Raw genomic sequence first — 14,738 nt, forward strand, 5'->3', positions numbered from 1 at the left:
AATGGCTTTGAAAACGTCTGAATTAAACGCGAAATTATTTGGCAAAACGAATAAACGTCGTGTTGTGACTCCACAAGAGGCGCAAACCGCGGCAAAAGAAAAAGCTCAAACGATTGAGCTAGCTGTCGCAGGTGAAAACATTGTTCAGTTTGAACTTGTTCGTATTCCTGCAGAGAAAGTCGCGACAGAAACAACGGTGTTTGTTGATAACGCTCGTGAGCAATCGTTCTTAAACGAACATGCTTTATCTGATGTTTTAGTCACGCTCAAAGAGCGTGGCCAACAATATCCTGCTGTGGGTCGTCGCACTGACGATGGCAAAATTGAAGTGCTAGACGGTAGCCGTCGTCGCATGTCTTGTATCCTCGCTGAACAAGATTTTTTGGTTTATGTTGCTGATAACATCAATACTGACCATGCAAAGTTTTTGTCTGATGTGGCAAATGCTCACAAGCCGCTCTCTTTGTACGAAAAAGGTAAAGAGATGCAGGCTAAACTAGATAGTGGTGAAGCTGAAGATCAGAAAGCATTGGCGAAAATGTTCCAGTGTAGTGAAGCGTTAGTAAGTGGCGCTTTAAAAGCGGCGGCATTACCGTTAGAACTGCTTCAAGCGTATCCCAATGTCGGCGATCTTGGTCGTCCAACTATTGTGAAACTGCACAAACAGTTTTCAACGTTGACGCCAGAGCAGCAGCAAGAGCTGTTAGATAAGTGTCGCTCTAGCGAAGGCTTTTTATGGCAGCGAAGCACAGCTCAAGGCGTTGCTCGTCTGACAAAAGAAGTCACGGAAAGCATCGAAAACTGGATTGCTGAGCTTGCACCAGCAAAACCTGGCAAGAAGACCGAAAAAGTCGACTTAGTAAAAGGTCGAGCAAGCTACAGCCGAAAAGGTAGCAGTCTGGCGTTGAACTTGAAGAAAGTTGACGACAGCTTGATGGAAGAGATTCTTGCCTTTGTGCAAAACAAGCTGCAATAACAAAAGATGATTGAATCAACCGCCTCCGGGCGGTTTTTTTATATCTGAGAAGCGTCAAATTAAAGATGTGATACCATTGCGTCAGTTCAACGTTGGATAGACAAAATGCAGACACAATCTGATTTCCTTTCATCACTTCAACAACAAGCTCACCAATCTTTCCAAAGATTCGGCATCGTCATTCAAGGCGAGTCTTCTTGGCAAGATGCGTTGGTGTCAGAGTTCCATAAAACACAGATGTATCAACGTTGGTTTTGTGTCGGCGATTTTGGTTTGGAAAACGCATACAGTGTTTCGCCTAAACAAGGGCACATGTTGTTAGGCAGAGAGTGTGACGTTCTATTGTTTGATGCTCGAAATGGTTTTGACGCAAATAGCTTTACCGCCGCGCTTGGTTCATTGGTTGGCGGTGGTCTTCTTATTGTCATTACTGAGTCGCGACAACCTACGAATTTTGCTCAGCAATGGATGCACAAACAATGGGAGAAGCTCGTTGTTATTGAGCAAGACAAAGCATTGCCAACGGCTCCAGACATCAAGCAAGCAGAAAAAGAAAGCCACTACACGGAACAAGAACATGCCATTTCTCTAATTGAAAAGGTGGTAACTGGACATCGAAAGCGACCGTTAGTTTTGACCGCTGATCGTGGGCGCGGAAAAACAAGTGCCCTCGGCATTGCGTGTGCGAACTTATTACAGCAGAAGCCACTTAGAATCTTAATTACGGCACCATCTATAAAAGCTGTTGAGCCTGTTTACCAACATGCTTTGCGGTTACTTCCTAATGCGCAGCGTATTAGGAAGGACAGATTAGAATCAGGGCAGGGAGCCATTCAATTCATTGCTCCTGACGAACTTCTATCGAGCCGACCTGAATGTGATTTGTTACTTGTCGATGAAGCGGCTGCAATTCCAGTTCCTATGCTTAAAAGCATTACCGAACATTATCATCGACTCGTTTTTTCTACGACTATTCACGGTTATGAAGGTTGTGGCCGGGGCTTTACGATTAAATTTGTTGATTGGCTTCAGAAACAGCGTTCGGGAATGAAAACATGGCACATGACACAGCCCATCCGCTGGAGCATGAATGATGCGCTCGAATCATGGCTCTATGACGCGTTTTTGTTGGATGCGGAATTAACGCACCATCAACTTAACCAGGTCGACTCAATTCCCCTTTCTAAAGCCGATAAGAACGATTTGATATCGCAGCCTAGTTTGCTACGTGAGTGCTTCGCTCTTTTGGTTAATGCTCATTATCAGACCTCGCCGAATGATTTGATTCACCTTTTGCAAGACGACAACAGTCAGCTCTATTTTGCTAAGCAAGATAATGTGGTTGTGGGGGTAATATTAGCGGTCGAAGAGGGTGGGCTTGACGCCGAATTGGTTGAAGAAATTCAGCTTGGTAAGCGTCGTCCTAAAGGACACTTAGCCCCAGTTACGATTGCAAACCACCTAGGATTTCCGAATGTCGCGAAGTTATCGACGCTGCGAGTCATGAGAATTGCTGTTAATCCGGCATTGCAAGGAAGAGGCATCGGTCAAAAAATGCTGCAGAAACTTGAGCAAATGGCTGCTAAACACATTGCTTACTTATCCACGAGTTTCGGTGCGACTGAAGAATTGGTCCATTTTTGGCGACAATCGAACTTCCGTACAATTCGCTTAGGGTCAATGCGCGATGCTGCTAGCGGTTGTTATTCAGTCTTAATGGTCAAACCTTGTGATTCCCAACAGACGGCTTGGGTCGACCAATCTCAGGTGCTATTTGAAGAAATGTTGTCTAACAATGTGGCTGACGTCTATCCAAAATTGGAAGCCTCTATTTTTCGATCTCTATTACCGCAACCTTTGGGCATGAGTCCACTTCATCCCGCCAAGCTATTACTAATTGAATGTTATGCTGATGGTGGTAACAGTTATGAGTCCGTGTCTATCTGGCTTCAGCAGTGGTTACTTCATTTTGGATTAAATTTCGTTTCCGACTTGATGATCAGTAGGCTTTTTCTTAACCGTAGTTGGACTGAATGTGCTCAGCAATTTGGGCTACCTGGAAGAAAGCAAGTTGAGCAGCAGCTAAGGGACGAAGTAAAGCACATTTGGAACGATTTACACTGTAAACAATAAGGTGAGATTTACACTGTAAATGAAATTATTAGGAGCTGATTTTACACTGTAAATCCAGCTCCTTTTTATTTCAGTGTGTATTTTGATTGAGCTTTAGGTTAAATCGAAATGCTCTCTTAATATCTGTTTAACCGTTATTGATGGATTACTTTCTTTAGTGACGTGAGCCTTATAATAAGAAATGCGAGGTTTGTTCAGAAAACGGATTTGGGTAGACTGAAAGTGTTGATGGGAAGCAAAGTGGTAAGGGTATGTGGAAGCTGTGTCTTGAGTTATCTGAAGATAAGACCAAGGTGATAGCCCGTCTTCCGGGAGAAGTGGACCTCGGTGGTGAGCTAAATCAAAATGAATTAAACGAGCAGCTCGTCGCAATGAACGCAGAAAAGCTGTTTGTTGTAGAGGGGGAAGTCGTTAGATTCATTAACTGCGCCAAAGAACGTAAAGCCGAAGCTTACGAAGGCATCGTCATTGCAGAAAAACGCAACGCACAAGTTGAGGTCGAATTGTCGAATAATGACATGCTCGCCAGTATGAACGTTGTCGGTGCGTACGGAGGCCGAGGTTTACGTGGCCCCGAGATTGTTCAAGCTCTTGCTCAAGCGCGAGTTTCGAAAGGCATCAACAAACTGGCTTTGAAGAAAGTGTTGGTTGTCAGCACTCAGCTCAAACCTGGCGAAACTTTTTCTCAACCTGTAGCGGTTGGTAAGCAACCTATCAAAGGCAAAGACGCTCTTTTTACTCCTCTCGTTAAAGACATCACCAAACGCATCCTCAAACCCAAAGACGGCCAATCTGCTAGCGACAAAATTGATTTACGTAACCTCGGTGAAACTATCGCGGTTGACGTAGGCGATGAGGTGATGCGCCGCACGCCTGCGACCAAAGGTACGCCAGGTTTTACTGTTCAAGGGCGAGTGATTCCTCCACAAGCCGGGAAAGACAGCCCAATGAAGCCAGGCAAGGGCACCGAGATAAGCAAGCACGACCCAAACCTATTGATCGCATCGGTGTCCGGTACGCCTCTGATTAAAGACAAAACCATTGAAGTTGATAACGCACTCTGTCTCAATAGCGTTGGCGTGAATACAGGTCACGTGAAATTCAAAGGGAATGTGATTATCGGTGGCAACATTGAATCCGGAATGATTGTTAAAGCGACGGGCTCTATTACTGTAGGCGGCTTCATTGAATCGGCTGACGTACAAGCGCAAGACGACATTCAAGTTGGTAAAGGTATCATTGGCCACACCGTGAGTGATGGCCAGCCAAAGAGTTGTCACGTCAAAGCCAAAGGTTCGATTCGTGCCAGCTACGCCCAATATTGTGATTTGCAAGCCGGAGAAGATATTGAGTTGGCGGTGCACAGCATGAATAACGATATTGTTTGTGGGCGCAATCTGACGGTGCTGGATGCGAACGGTAGGAACGGCACGCTCAGCGGCGGAGATGCAAAAGTCGGTGACAAAGTGGTGTGTTTACAATTGGGCGTAGAAGGCGACACCGCCACTAAGGTAGAAGCGTTCGCGCGATATTCTGCATTTAAGGAGCGATTAGCAGAGCTCAAAGATCAATACAAACGTGCTCAAGAAGGAACGATGGATGTGATTCGTAAAGAGCTCGAATTTAAGAAACGTCCTAAAGCCGAACGTACCGACGAAGAACAAGCTCAGATTGATGTGATGAAAACACAAAACAACGAGCAGCTTGAAGCGATAAAGCAAAAGCTAGAACAAACGGAACATGACTTTGAAGTCGCGTTAGAAGAAAATATTGTCGAAGCCAAAGAGCGTGTCTTCACTCGCGTGACGGTGCAGTTTGGCGATGAGCAAGTAACGACAAAGCGCACTCATGGCGGTTGTTCGTTCCGTTTCAATCAATACGAAATTAAAGTCTCGGCGAACTTGGAAGAAGAGGACGTCGCTGCGGTTTAAGCTTTCTTACTCACTGAGCCCACACGTCGCAACAAGATGTGTGGGCTTTTTTATCTACAAATCGACAATGTGCTCTTGATAGTAGTCCGCAAGCGCACCGACTTGGTTGCTACACATTACTTTCATTGCTTGTTTAATGTGTTCTATTGGCCAGTTCCACCATTGGATATTGAGTAGAGTTTCAATCTCTTTATCGCTAAATCGTTGACGTACGACTTGGTTGTTTCCAACCACCACCGAATAAGGTTGCACGTCTTTCGTCACTATGGCGCGTGCTCCGATGACGGCTCCATCGCCGATGTTTAATCCGGGCATGATCATCGCCTCGCTGCCAATCCAAATATCGTTCCCCACCACCGTGTCTCCGGCACGCTCGAAACCGTCTTGTACGCCTTCTCCAAATTCTTCAGGAGAGAAGGGGAAGGTCGAAATCCAGTCAATGCGATGACCTTGATTTCCTGCCATCATAAAGGTGGCTCCAGAAGCGATGGAACAAAACTTGCCAATGATTAATTTGTCGATGCTATCGGGTTCTCTACTTTGCCATTCTTGAAGTGTGACGGGGTCACCCAACAAGTAGCGTACTGCTTGCTCTTCGAAGCTTTTTTGATGATAGAAGCCCGAGTAATAGCTGTAATCGCCAACGATGATATTGGGATTAGTGATGTGATCTTTAATGACTTGACCTTTTAACCACGTGTCGAAAACACTCATAACTCATCCTTTCAAATTTAGGTTGTACAGAGTTTAGAGGCTTTCTATTATTTCCAGTAGTTTGATTTTAGAGATTCAGAATTACTGTATGGAAATAAAATGGCTCAGCTACGTACCACTTTACGTCGCTTTGTGCGAGGAGCGAAGTATTGCTGGCGCAGCAAAGCGCCTGAATTGTTCGAATGCGCATGTAAGTCGGCAACTTAAACAGCTTGAAGACATATTGTCGGTGCAGCTTATTCAGCGAACTACGCGCCAGTTTAATTTGACCTACGATGGTTTGCGGTTTTATCAGCAGGTAAAGCAACTGCTCGAAGGCGCTGAGCAGATCAATGAGCAAGTCATGGCAAACGAGATCGTATCGGGAAAATTGAGAATAGCGGCGTCTGCTTCTTTCGGAGCCGCGTTACTCAGCCAAACATTGATCGAGTTTCGATTGCAACATCCACAAGTGAGCGTCGAAGTGATCTTCACAGAGACACCTCTCGACTTGATTGAGGCTGGGTTTGATATCGCATTCTACTTTACCGATAATCCTCCAGAGGGATACGTCGGCCATCAGCTACGCACTTTACACTGTAAACCAATCGCTCATCGCTCGTATTTAGCTGATAAACCAAATGTAAGTACGCCAGAGGAGCTTGGCGACTTGGAGCACATCCTTTATAAAAGTCGCGACTTGGTGTTAGATAAATGGACGTTTACGCATAAGCAAACTCAGCAGCAGTGCAGCATTGAGTTAGAAAGTACGCTGAGTTTTAATCTTGTCCAGTCCATGTTGGATGCTACTTTGGCTGGCTGTGGTGTTGCCATGTTAGATGAATTTGCACTGGCTAAACTCGACCCTGCACAAAAAGAACAACTCGTGAGTTTGCTGCCAGAATGGCAAACGGATGCGATTTTGCCGCTTTATCTGCTTTACCCAAAACGTGAGCACTTACCAAGAAGAACGCGAGCGTTCATTGATCACTTTAGGAACATATACTCTGTCGGCGAATAGCGACAATTGAGGAAGTAAAGGAATGCGAAAACACTGTATTGCGATTGGTGGTGGTGGCTGGATGATGGGAGAGCATCCGAGTCCGCTCGATCAATACATTTTGTCTTTGTCTGGTAAGGAGAATCCAAACATTTGTTTTCTACCGACAGCCACGGGAGACGCTGATGAAGTTATTGAACGTTTTTACGATGCGAAGCTTAGTGAAAACGTGACCCATTTTCCGCTGTTTAAGTTTGAAGCTGGTTGGAAAGAAACGCTATTTGAACAAGACATCATTTACGTCGGTGGCGGTAATACGCGTTCGATGTTGGCCATTTGGCGCGAATGGGGAATCGATAGAATACTCAAGCAGTGCTATGAACAAGGCATCATCATTTGTGGCATGAGCGCTGGTGCAATTTGTTGGTTTGAGTTTGCGGTGACAGACAGTGATCCCGAAGCATACCAAGTTATGCGTTGTCTTGGATTAATTGACGGTTTGGCTGCGGCGCATTTTTCCCATGTAGGTGAGAAGTTTGAGGTTTTCCAAGCCTTTGCTCGTTCTCAACCGAGCATCACTTGTTATGGCATTCACGATTATGCGGCATTGCACTTTGTAGATGGAAAATTGTTAGCTACTGTCACCAGCTTTCCTGATGCAGGCGTGTTGGTCAAAACAGGTAACGAAGAAAACATATTGCGAGGGTGAGCTTCTTCAAATCAGCATTAAAGGCAATAACTACTGACCGGACATAGAAGAAGCTCATGGATTCAGCTAACTTACATTAAGTATCGTGCTTACAGCTCGTAACGCAGACCTAAGTGGTAGTAGCTTTCGTCTGCGTGCGCACCGCCAAACGAGACTTCTTGTCCATTGCTGTAGCCACGCGAGCCGTTACGATCAACGTAGTTTGTGTAGATAGAAGAACGAGGCGTCAGTTTGTATTGCACTTCTAGCGTTGTATCTTTCAGCTCTAGCTCGTCACCATCACTGTTTTCTAAAGAACGATAACCAGCACGCAGTACCCATTTGTCATTTACACTGTAAACCGCCGTTAGTTCCATCACTTTGTCGGTACTGGTTTGTGAGTAATAACCCTCTAGTTCATCTTCCGAGTACAACGCACCCAACATCAAATCTCCTAGGTAGTAACGTGTACCTGCGCCCCAGAATGTGTAATCGGTGTCGTTGCTTTCACGTGCATCACCTTTATTTTTCTGCATCGCCACCACTGGTGCCAAGGTACCCAAATTCCCCATGTCTAGGGTATAACGCAGTGCAGCGTTGTAACCGTAGTCGAGCTCAGAAGTGTTATTTCCTAAAATGTACGCGACAGAAAAGTCGAAATTACCTAGGCTGTTTTGATATTGCAGCGTGCCATCTTGACGGAAAACTTGCGTCGCGGTTTTGTCTACTTTATTCGCTTGGCGCGCCATAGAAACATCGGAAGAGGCGAACACATCACCAATATCGGTAAACATAATCAACCCAGAAGCCACGCGACCACCAGTAATGCGACCATAATCTTTCGCATCAATACCCGCCCATACATAACGTGCGGTCAGAGACGGTTTGTCGTTTACTTGGTTTGCGTATTCAGCGGCACCCACTTGGTATTGCGCTTGGCCGATGATCGACGCGTACTCGTTGATGGTTTGTGAACCGTTTAAACCAATACGGCCATCAAACTCGCCATTTGCATCGCCGTGCTCATCATTTTTACTGGTGACATTGAAACCAAGACGAGAGTAAATATTTAAAACTGACCCATCTTCCGCTTGATACAGCTGTGCTGCCATTGCGTTTGATGCCATCAATGTAGGGAGAAGTAGAGTCAAAATGTGCTTTTTCATGATTAACGACCTTTCATTTCTATTGTTTTAGGTACGACAAAGCCCCTTCCGAGTAACGGAATAAGAAAAATTGTCGTGAAGTAGAGAGAGGGTGCGCCCTTGTTTGCCAAGGGCGCGAGCTAGTCCATTCCTATAGGGGAAGAATGATTTAGCTTAAATCGACGTCTTTGCAGCCAAAGAAGTAAGTCGCGAGGAAGCCGACGATGTAAGAGATAAGCAGGCCAGCAACAAACACCATCATGCCCGGGAAGATGCCATTTTCTGATGTCATGAGAGGAATCGCCACGATACCGGACGGGCCAAACACCGTATTAAGACCAACTGGTAAGCCAAGGTAAGAAACTAAACCGATAAAGAAGCCGCCCGCAGCGCCGCCAATACAAGCGGTAACGAATGGTTTTACGCGTGGTAATGTCACGCCGTAAATCAATGGTTCGCCAATGCCTAGAAGGCCAGGAATAATAGCGCCTTTAACTTGAGTGCGCAGTAGAGCGTCTTTTTTGGCTTTGAAATACAGCGCCATTGACGCGCCAACCTGACCGCCACCAGCCATCGCCAGGATAGGGAATAGCGAGTTAAAGCCCTGTGCTTCCATCAATGCAAAGTACACTGGAACAAAACCCTGGTGGATGCCAAATACCACAGAAATTAAGAACAAACCTGCCAAGATTGCAGCGCCTAATGGGTTATCGTTCAAGTTGAGGAACAACCAAGACATCCCTTTAAACAGCTCGCCGCCGATTGGCATGATGATCAAGAAGGTTACCGCACCCATGATCAACAGAGTGATAACGGACGTTAAGATCATGTCCAGATCATCTGGCATGTATTGACGAACCTTACGCTCGACTTGCGCACCGATGATCGCCGCCAAAAGTACGCCGATAATGTTGCCGCGCGGATCAATCGCAAAGCCGAAAAACTCGTTCATGCCAGAATAAATGCCGGATGTAGCCTCTGGGTTGTAACCCAGCACAAACAAAGAGGCGAGAATGGCACCATTAACACCAGAGCCGCCAAACGCTTGCTGCGCGTTGTAACCAATCAGAATACTTAAGAAAGCAAACAGACCCTTACCAAAGACTTTCATGTAGGCGATCAAATCCAACATAAACTGGCTTGGTGTCTGGTCGAGAACAAACATCTGTTCCAATAACGTCGCAAAACCTAGCAACAAACCAGCGGCAATAAAACCAGGGATCAACGGCGTAAAGATGGTGGCAAACTTGCTTAAAAAACGCTGAACCGCACTGGTTTGTTTGCTCTTCATCTGCTTTTTTTGCTCGGCAGCGACGGCAGAAAGATCTTGTTGCGGCATATCTGGTTCTTCACTGTCACCAGAGGTTAAGCTGTCGATCAATTGATTCATCATCTCAGCCGCTTGTTGAGCTTTTCCGGGACCGAGAATGATCTGAAACTGCTCATCGCTTTCCACCACACCCATTACGCCGGGAATTTGCTTGATAACAGACTGGTCAGCCAAGCCATTGTTGGCGAGCGATAAACGCAAACGCGTCATACAGTTACCACATTTGCTTACGTTGCTGCTGCCACCCACTGCGGACAGCAACTGCGATACTGTGTTTGAAGTTATTTTTGCCATAGGGTCTATCCTTCAGAACTCGGATTATTTAGTTATTATTTAGTGCTGCGCGAATAAAACCGTTGTGCGCGGCGAGGCGTGATTTGGCTTGTTCGGCATCCAAATCGGCCAAAATCATTAAGATGGCAGTTTTGCAGTGGCGAGCGCAGGCATTTAATGCTCGCTCTGCTTCTTCTTTTGATGCGCCAGTTGCTTCTACAACAATGTTGGTTTGGCGTTGGATGAGCTTGGCGTTAGTGGCCTCTACATCCACCATTAAGTTACCAAATACCTTACCGCTACGAATCATTGCGCCTGTCGTGAGCATGTTTAACACCAGTTTTTGTGCGGTGCCGGCTTTCATGCGAGAAGATCCAGTAACGACCTCTGCGCCAACAATCGGCAGAATCGCGATGTCGGCCGCTTTTGCCATGGCACATTCTGGATTACAGGCGATAGATGCGGTCGTAGCTCCGATGGATTTGGCGTACTCCAAACCACCTAGCACATAAGGCGTGCGGCCACTTGCAGCTATGCCTACAACCACGTCATGTTTGGTGAGGTGAAGCGCTTTTAAGTCGTCTTGACCCATTTTCACGTCGTCTTCTGCGTTTTCTACCGCTTTCAAAATCGCTTGGTGTCCACCAGCAATTAAGCCAATCACCATGTCTGGATGCGTGCCGTAGGTAGGAGGACACTCGCTCGCATCAAGAATCCCTAAGCGTCCTGATGTGCCAGCTCCCATGTAAACCAAACGGCCACCATTGGCGAACGCTTGAGTAATTGCATCAACCGTCTTTGCAATTTGTGGTAGCACTGCTTTGACCGCGAGCGCGACTTTTTGATCCTCTTCATTAATGACTTGCAGCATCTCGATGGTCGAAAGCGTATCAATCTCTGCACTGGCTGGATTACGGCTTTCTGTCACCAATCGGCTTAAATCAATTTTCATGTTTTACACTCTTCGTAATGTTCAATCTGAGGGCGATTCTATGGAATAAAATATTCTGTTTTGGTGATAAAAATCACACTTGAGGTTATTCTTTGTGCAGGAGAAATTTGGAATAATGAGAGAAAATATACGTCCATTACATCCGGTATAAACTGGCTTGGTTAGAATAATCATGGGGTTAAATCAAACTCCAATTATTTTTGTTTTGGAATAATTTATTTAAATTTTTTGAGGTTTTTGTTGTGTCAGTTATCAATAAGATAGTCGCGAGGCGTACTCAGCTTTCGCAAAGTGGTCGTTTGGTCGGCGATTGGATTGTTGAAAACGCAGAAAAGGCGGCGCAGCTCACCAGCCAAGAACTTGCGGCGCAAGTAAAAGTGAGTCAATCGAGCATTGTGAAATTTACTCAGCGTATTGGCTTTAAAGGCTACAGCGAGTTTAAGTTAGCTCTGAATGAAGAGATTGGCCGTAAGCATGCGATGCAGTCGACACCGTTGCACAGTGATATTTTGGCAGATGATCCCATCGCGGTTATTTCGCAGAAACTGGTGAAAGCAAAAACAGATGCTATGTTTCAAACCACCAATGCGCTGTCTTATGAAGCTTGTCACCAAGCGGTGAAATGGTTGAGCGAAGCGCGTCGAGTGCAAGTGGTCGGGATTGGGGGCTCAGCCCTGACCGCGAAGGATTTAAGCTTTAAACTGCTTAAACTCGGTATTACGGCGCTTTCCGAACAAGACAGCCACGTGCAGATTGCTGTTGCTCGTACCCTCTCTTCAGAAGATGTGCAGATAGCGATTTCGTATTCGGGCGAACGCAAAGAAATTCTCGTCGCGGCAGAAGCGGCAAAAGAGCAGGGCGCGAAGGTGATTGCGTTATCTGCTCCTGGGAGAAGTCGCTTGCGCGGTATTGCCGATGTTACGTTTGATACGATTGCAAATGAAACGGAACATCGCAGCTCATCCATTGCTTCGCGTACCGCGCAAAACGTGATCACCGATTTGCTGTTTATCATCTTGGTTCAGCAAAGAGACGAAAGTGCACGTCAGTTGATCAGCGATATCAGTACCGATATCAAGCAGATCCTCACATGAGCGCTTAACCAACAGCGAACTAAAGATCCGGATCGTGCATCAGTAAAGCAATAAAAGCGGATAGATGCTTTTCAATGGTGAGATCGGCAGAAATTGCCGGTAACTCCAACGTGATGCAAGGTAAATCACGTTCACTACACCAAGTGCCGAATGAGCCGGGTGTTTCGTAGTCGACATCGTCCACGATTGGCAGCTGAAACTGCTCGCCGAGCCATTTGGCAAGGTTGGAATGTTTGGGATCATCTACAAACGCAAGCGGTTCATGAAACGACACCACAAACTTTGGCTTGCGCAGTTCAATCAAGTTAATTAATGCGCTAACTTCTGGCTCTAGCTGGTTTTTAGTGCCAGTTTTCACTTTTACGTCTCGAACGGGTGTGTGAGAACTCCATCGATACACTGTGCCATGCTCAGTCCAATTTTGGGTTGGAAACGCGCGATTGAGGTCCACTTGGTTTGCATTTGCGCGTGTGCCTAGCTGGTTGCCGTCCGGATTCAGTGACAGAATCACATCATGTCGTAAGTTTTCAGCAGGCAAGCTTCTTAGCGCGCAGGACAAACCTGCAATCGAGGCCGTCTCATCCCCGTGAGTGCCTGCTAAAATCAAACCTCGCGAAGCACTTTCGACTTGTGCCGGAAAATACAGTAATGGCGCACCAAGCACGGATTGACCGTATATTGTTGGCCGAATTAAAAATGCCGCTCTTTCCGTTCTTGGAATTAGACTCACCGTAATCTCCTGATTGATGAAGTAGTATCAATATCTAAGCTAATTAAACCTAGCTAAACCGAACCGTTTAAACTCGTCAACGGTTGAAATGTTAATTGTGGCACTTGCTTCACAAGACGCGTTAGGAGAACGAAAAACGATATGGATTTTAAAAAACATTCAACGGCGTTGCTGATTTCCTCTTTATTCACCCCTTTTCTTGCTACATCGGTTGCTGCGGAGACCTTACCTAAAGGCATTCAACTTGCCGCAGAACAGCATTTAGTACGTGCGAATGACGCAGAGGCGGCGACGCTTGACCCAGCGAAAGCCGAAGGTCTGCCAGAAATGCATGTGATTCGTGACTTATTTGAAGGGCTTGTGATTCAAGATCGTGACGGAAACATCATTCCCGGTGTGGCAGAATCATGGGAAACCAACGACAACCAAACCTTTACTTTTCACTTGCGCAAAGACGCGAAATGGTCGAATGGCGAGCCTGTGACAGCGGATGATTTTGTCTATTCACTGCGCCGAGCGGTGGATCCGAAAACCGCTTCTCCAAATGTTTGGTATCTCAAACTCACCAAGATCAAAAACATCACCGATGTAGCAGAGGGCAAAAAGCCTTTGGACGATCTCGGTATCAAGGCAGTGGATAAATACACCCTACGTTTTGAGTTGGACAGTCAAGTGCCGTACTTTGTTGCTATGACTGGGCACACGTCCATGATGCCAGTGCATCAAGCGACAGTGGAAAACCGCGACAAGCCGTGGAGCGATCCAGACCAATTTGTTAGCAACGGTGCATTCACATTGGATAAGTGGGTCGTGAATGAGCGCATTGAACTGGTTAAGAGTCCAAGTTACTGGGACAGCGCAGATACGCATCTAAACAGAGTGACTTACATTCCGTTTGAAAACCAAAACGCGTCGATCAATCGTTATGCGGCAGGAGAGTTGGATATCACGTCAGATGTGCCGACTCATATGGCGCAGAAGCTTAAACAAGATTACAAGCAGGCTTACACGGTGGTGCCATTGTTGTGCACGTATTACTACGCGTTCAATACCACTCGTCCGCCATTTGATGATGTGCGAGTGCGTCAAGCGGTGTCGTACTCCATCATGCGCGATGTGATTACAAATGGTGTCACGCAAGTGGGCAACCTTCCTGCTTATACTTTTGCGCATCAGTACACCGCAGGGTTTGATGCGACGCCGCCTGAATACAGTAAGTGGAGTCAGCAACAACGTGACGAGAAAGCGCGTCAGTTGTTAAAAGAAGCGGGTTACAGCCAAGACAAGCCGCTCGATTTTAAATTGCTGTACAACACCAGTGAGGCAAACAAATCGATCGCGGTTGCGATAGCGTCGATGCTACAAAAAAATCTCGGTGCAAACGTGGAGTTAGAAAACCAAGAGTGGAAGTCGTACTTAGTGGCGCGTAAACAAGGCAATTTCGATGTGATGCGCGCTTCCTGGTGTGGTGATTACAATGAAGCGTCTACTTTCCTGAGCTTACTTCGCTCAGGTTCTTCGGGTAACTTTGCACGTTACAGCAATGCAGCGTACGACAACGCGATGAACAGTGCACTGGCTGCAACCGATGAGAAAGCGCGCCAAGGATTTTACGACCAAGCTGAACAGTTGCTGGCGACAGATATGCCTATCGCGCCAATCTATTACTACATGCAAGCACGTTTGGTTCGTCCAACCGTGGGTGGCTTTGCAAAGAATAACGTAGAAGGGCGCATCTACTCGAAAGATCTCTACATCAAGAAGTAGCGCTCAAAACAAGCGATAAATACGAA

The 14,738-nt window shown here is 46.3% G+C and carries 12 protein-coding genes; 7 read left to right on the forward strand and 5 right to left on the reverse strand.

What is annotated here, in order from left to right:
• Position 1 precedes the first annotated feature (1 nt).
• The 3 genes from J8Z23_RS21395 to J8Z23_RS21405 all read left to right on the forward strand — a co-directional run bounded on the left by J8Z23_RS21395 (position 2) and on the right by J8Z23_RS21405 (position 5,040).
• Entirely contained in the window at positions 2–976 is a 975-nt protein-coding gene (locus J8Z23_RS21395; RefSeq protein ID WP_170902816.1) for a ParB/RepB/Spo0J family partition protein, read from the forward strand.
• A 105-nt stretch (positions 977–1,081) separates the two neighbouring features.
• Positions 1,082–3,109 carry a tRNA(Met) cytidine acetyltransferase TmcA gene (locus tag J8Z23_RS21400; RefSeq protein ID WP_434635359.1) on the forward strand — a complete coding sequence of 676 codons (2,028 nt, stop codon included), beginning with the start codon at positions 1,082–1,084 and terminating at the stop codon, positions 3,107–3,109.
• A gap of 251 nt (positions 3,110–3,360) precedes the next feature.
• Positions 3,361–5,040 carry a FapA family protein gene (locus tag J8Z23_RS21405; protein ID WP_434635360.1) on the forward strand — a complete coding sequence of 560 codons (1,680 nt, stop codon included), beginning with the start codon at positions 3,361–3,363 and terminating at the stop codon, positions 5,038–5,040.
• 54 nt (positions 5,041–5,094) lie between these two features.
• Here J8Z23_RS21405 and catC read toward each other — a convergent pair whose 3' ends face one another.
• Entirely contained in the window at positions 5,095–5,754 is a 660-nt protein-coding gene (gene catC, locus J8Z23_RS21410; RefSeq protein WP_434635361.1) for a type C chloramphenicol O-acetyltransferase, read from the reverse strand.
• Positions 5,755–5,842: 88 nt separating this feature from the next.
• Between catC and J8Z23_RS21415 the strand changes: the two genes are divergently transcribed.
• Entirely contained in the window at positions 5,843–6,754 is a 912-nt protein-coding gene (locus tag J8Z23_RS21415) for a LysR substrate-binding domain-containing protein (RefSeq protein WP_434635362.1), read from the forward strand.
• A gap of 22 nt (positions 6,755–6,776) precedes the next feature.
• Positions 6,777–7,442, forward strand: a complete 666-nt coding sequence (locus J8Z23_RS21420; RefSeq protein ID WP_218752883.1) for a peptidase E — start codon at positions 6,777–6,779, stop codon at positions 7,440–7,442.
• 89 nt (positions 7,443–7,531) lie between these two features.
• Here J8Z23_RS21420 and J8Z23_RS21425 read toward each other — a convergent pair whose 3' ends face one another.
• From J8Z23_RS21425 to murQ, 3 genes are all read right to left on the reverse strand, one after another.
• Positions 7,532–8,587 carry a porin gene (locus tag J8Z23_RS21425; protein WP_017447106.1) on the reverse strand — a complete coding sequence of 352 codons (1,056 nt, stop codon included), beginning with the start codon at positions 8,585–8,587 and terminating at the stop codon, positions 7,532–7,534.
• Positions 8,588–8,735: 148 nt separating this feature from the next.
• Positions 8,736–10,190 carry a PTS N-acetylmuramic acid transporter subunit IIBC gene (murP, locus tag J8Z23_RS21430; protein WP_005500182.1) on the reverse strand — a complete coding sequence of 485 codons (1,455 nt, stop codon included), beginning with the start codon at positions 10,188–10,190 and terminating at the stop codon, positions 8,736–8,738.
• Positions 10,191–10,218: 28 nt separating this feature from the next.
• Positions 10,219–11,121 (reverse strand): N-acetylmuramic acid 6-phosphate etherase, encoded by a 903-nt coding sequence (murQ, locus tag J8Z23_RS21435; RefSeq protein WP_188010499.1) that lies wholly within the window; start codon positions 11,119–11,121, stop codon positions 10,219–10,221.
• Between the two features lie 242 nt (positions 11,122–11,363).
• On the opposite strand from murQ, the gene J8Z23_RS21440 reads away from it, so the two are divergent.
• Complete coding sequence (locus tag J8Z23_RS21440; RefSeq protein WP_025540278.1) at positions 11,364–12,215, forward strand: SIS domain-containing protein; 852 nt, start codon at positions 11,364–11,366, stop codon at positions 12,213–12,215.
• A gap of 19 nt (positions 12,216–12,234) precedes the next feature.
• Here the strand turns inward: J8Z23_RS21440 and mpaA are convergent, their stop codons facing one another.
• On the reverse strand, positions 12,235–12,945 hold the full coding sequence (gene mpaA, locus J8Z23_RS21445; RefSeq protein ID WP_434635364.1) for a murein tripeptide amidase MpaA: 711 nt from the start codon (positions 12,943–12,945) through the stop codon (positions 12,235–12,237).
• A 141-nt stretch (positions 12,946–13,086) separates the two neighbouring features.
• Here mpaA and J8Z23_RS21450 point away from each other — a divergent pair, with 141 nt between their 5' ends.
• Positions 13,087–14,712, forward strand: coding sequence for an ABC transporter substrate-binding protein (locus J8Z23_RS21450; RefSeq protein WP_134646268.1), 1,626 nt, complete (start codon positions 13,087–13,089; stop codon positions 14,710–14,712).
• Positions 14,713–14,738 lie beyond the last annotated feature (26 nt).

It is taken from the genome of Vibrio sp. SCSIO 43086, from assembly GCF_051132235.1.
GTDB classification, from domain to species: Bacteria; Pseudomonadota; Gammaproteobacteria; order Enterobacterales; family Vibrionaceae; genus Vibrio; species Vibrio diabolicus.

Bases quoted from the DNA above. Each gene is read 5' to 3' on its own strand.
- J8Z23_RS21395 (WP_170902816.1), top strand. From the start codon at position 2: ATGGCTTTGAAAACGTCTGAATTAAACGCGAAATTATTTGGCAAAACG.
- J8Z23_RS21400 (WP_434635359.1), top strand. From the start codon at position 1,082: ATGCAGACACAATCTGATTTCCTTTCATCACTTCAACAACAAGCTCAC.
- J8Z23_RS21405 (WP_434635360.1), top strand. From the start codon at position 3,361: ATGTGGAAGCTGTGTCTTGAGTTATCTGAAGATAAGACCAAGGTGATA.
- catC (WP_434635361.1), bottom strand. From the start codon at position 5,754: ATGAGTGTTTTCGACACGTGGTTAAAAGGTCAAGTCATTAAAGATCAC.
- J8Z23_RS21415 (WP_434635362.1), top strand. From the start codon at position 5,843: ATGGAAATAAAATGGCTCAGCTACGTACCACTTTACGTCGCTTTGTGC.
- J8Z23_RS21420 (WP_218752883.1), top strand. From the start codon at position 6,777: ATGCGAAAACACTGTATTGCGATTGGTGGTGGTGGCTGGATGATGGGA.
- J8Z23_RS21425 (WP_017447106.1), bottom strand. From the start codon at position 8,587: ATGAAAAAGCACATTTTGACTCTACTTCTCCCTACATTGATGGCATCA.
- murP (WP_005500182.1), bottom strand. From the start codon at position 10,190: ATGGCAAAAATAACTTCAAACACAGTATCGCAGTTGCTGTCCGCAGTG.
- murQ (WP_188010499.1), bottom strand. From the start codon at position 11,121: ATGAAAATTGATTTAAGCCGATTGGTGACAGAAAGCCGTAATCCAGCC.
- J8Z23_RS21450 (WP_134646268.1), top strand. From the start codon at position 13,087: ATGGATTTTAAAAAACATTCAACGGCGTTGCTGATTTCCTCTTTATTC.